The sequence below is a fragment of the Bartonella sp. MR110HLJHH genome (genome assembly GCF_042194225.1).
GTDB classification, from domain to species: domain Bacteria; phylum Pseudomonadota; class Alphaproteobacteria; order Rhizobiales; family Rhizobiaceae; genus Bartonella; species Bartonella grahamii.
In genome coordinates this window covers 1-757 of record NZ_JBHIMQ010000091.1, presented here as the reverse complement: position 1 = coordinate 757, position 757 = coordinate 1, and the positions used below count along the sequence as shown (strand labels likewise).

General features: G+C 42.7%; 1 protein-coding gene. It reads left to right on the top strand.

All coding sequences use genetic code 11. The features are described from left to right. Positions 1–757 (top strand): phage tail protein (locus ACFIKB_RS09520; protein ID WP_375653517.1); only part of this gene is annotated, 757 nt, incomplete at both ends.

Here is a 757-nt window from a genome sequence, read left to right as displayed (position 1 = left end):
AGCGTGATAAGGCTTCTAAGCCAATCGGCATTTTTAGAGTATAAGAATGGCATATCGGTTTGTTTTAAAGCAAAGGGCAAGAATGTTGGGGCGACAACAATTGCTTTGAATAATTTAGCTGGCAAACCTGTTTATAAGGCGACAGAAACCGGTTTATTAGCCTTGTCGGGAGGAGAGATACAAGATGGTTGTCTTTATACAGTCATGTATGATGAAGAACTTTCGGGGTGGCAAGTTCTCAACCCGACAAGGGGTAAAGTTTCTTCCTTAAAACGCTTACCCTCCGGTCTGATAGGACCGTTTGCAATGGAACGCTTGCCGGATGGTTGGTTGCCATGTGATGGAAGTGCTTATTCACGGTATGTTTATTGGGATTTATTTTGTGTCATAGGAACGACGTGGGGAGAAGGGGATGGCGTTGAGACGTTTAATGTTCCCGATTTTCGGGGGCTATTTTTACGGGGACTTGATAATGAACGCAATTTAGACCCTTGGCGTTCTTTTGCAAGTATACAACCCTGTTCTTTAAAAGCGCATGAACATTTTATAGGTCCAGCGTCATCAGAAGGTCTTTCTTCTCGTAAAAAACGGGATGTTTCTTCTTCTGAAGTTTCTTTGCAAAGGCGCAAGAGAGCTATAGACGAAGAGTGTGTAGGTTTGAGTGGGGATAGCTTAAAGAAATGTCATGAAGAATTTGACCGAATAGTGGGCATTTCAGAGGTTCCATTTTGGTTTACAGAAAAAGATAAACCGCCTC